Source organism: Bacillus sp. FG16 (assembly GCF_057809515.1).
The window spans coordinates 1-1564 of sequence record NZ_JBMDKC010000240.1; the positions used below are offsets into that span (position 1 = coordinate 1).

Genomic DNA, 1564 nt, shown 5'->3' on the forward strand with positions numbered 1-1564 from the left:
TTCAAGATTTCAATTTAACTAAGCTACAACAGCCCATCGAACAACATTTAAAAGACCTTGAAATCAAATTGGAAGCTCGTATCATCTCTATTAATAAAAGGATTACCTCTGGAAAAAACAAACATATTCAAGTGAAAAAACATAAAAATCATCATTCTTGGGCACTTCCATATACTAGAGCTTCAGCTCTTATTAATCATTCTTTTTTCGATGTATTACCACAAGTTGATATGAGAAGTATCCTGTATTTTGTAAATCAGCAATGCAATTTTCTAGACAACTTTGAACATATTCTGGGACGCTATGCTAATCAAAAAGCAAATGATTATACTCTCATTCCATGTTTAATAGCTTGGGGAACAAATATGGGATTATATCGAATGGGAGAAGTCTCTGATATAGATTTTTCAAAATTAGTTACTACATCAGCTAATTTTATTCGATTAGAAACATTAAAAGATGCAAATGATTGTATTAGTAATGCCACAAGTCATCTTCCTATTTTTCCGTATTTTAACATTGATGATTTTATCCATTCAAGTAGTGATGGCCAAAAATACGAAACACAGATTCACACACTACAGTCCCGTCACTCTTCTAAATATTTTGGAATGAATAAAGGAATCACTTCTTATACAATGGTGGCTAACCACATTCCAATTCAAGCAAGAATTATTGGTGCAAATGAGCATGAAAGCCATCATGTATTTGATATTTTATACAATAATACAACCAATATAAAGCCTACTATCCATTCTACAGATACACATGGAACAAATGAAGTTAATTTTGCTATTTTAGATTTGTTTGGTTACCAATTTGCACCTAGATATAAAGATATTCAAGCAACGATATCTCGAAATTTATATGGTTTTCAACATCCAAGCCATTATGAAGAATTACTGATTAAACCTGTGCGTAAAATTAATACAGATCTCATTGTAAAAGAATGGGACAATATAAAACGAATTATGGTATCTCTTGCTTTAAAGACGACGACTCAAAATGTTATTGTTCGAAAATTAAGTTCTTACGCACGGAAAAATCAAACCAAGCGGGCACTATGGGAGTATGATAACATCATTAAAAGCCTATATTTTTTAGAATATATTGATTCATTATCGTTACGTCAAAATGTTCAAAAATCACTAAACCGTGGAGAAAGCTATCATAAATTACGTCGATCAGTATCATATGCAAACTTTGGGAAACTCCGTTTCAAGACTGAACAAGATCAGCACATTTGGAATGAGTGTAGTAGGTTACTTAGTAACTGTATTGTTTATTACAATGCAAGTATATTATCTAATTTATTAATAAAATCCAAAGATACAGGGATTAAGATGAAAATATTACAGTATATTTCACCAATTGCATGGCAACATATCAATTTTTATGGGCGTTATGAATTTAGTAAATCTCCAACGGTAGTAAATATAGATAAAATTCTTGAGAGCATTAATAAAGATAATATTCTAACCAGCTTAACACGAGAAGACTCCTTGGAAGAATAAAGTATTGTTGTCCTTATTCCCCCTTTTCGGGGGGATGGGCAAAAACACCC

At 31.6% G+C, this 1564-nt stretch carries 1 protein-coding gene; it reads left to right on the forward strand.

Going from position 1 to position 1564, the window contains the following annotated elements:
* A partial coding sequence (locus ACODS7_RS31900) for a Tn3 family transposase (protein WP_488828568.1) occupies positions 1-1514 on the forward strand: 1514 nt, incomplete at its 5' end.
* Between the last annotated feature and the right edge of the window lie 50 nt (positions 1515-1564).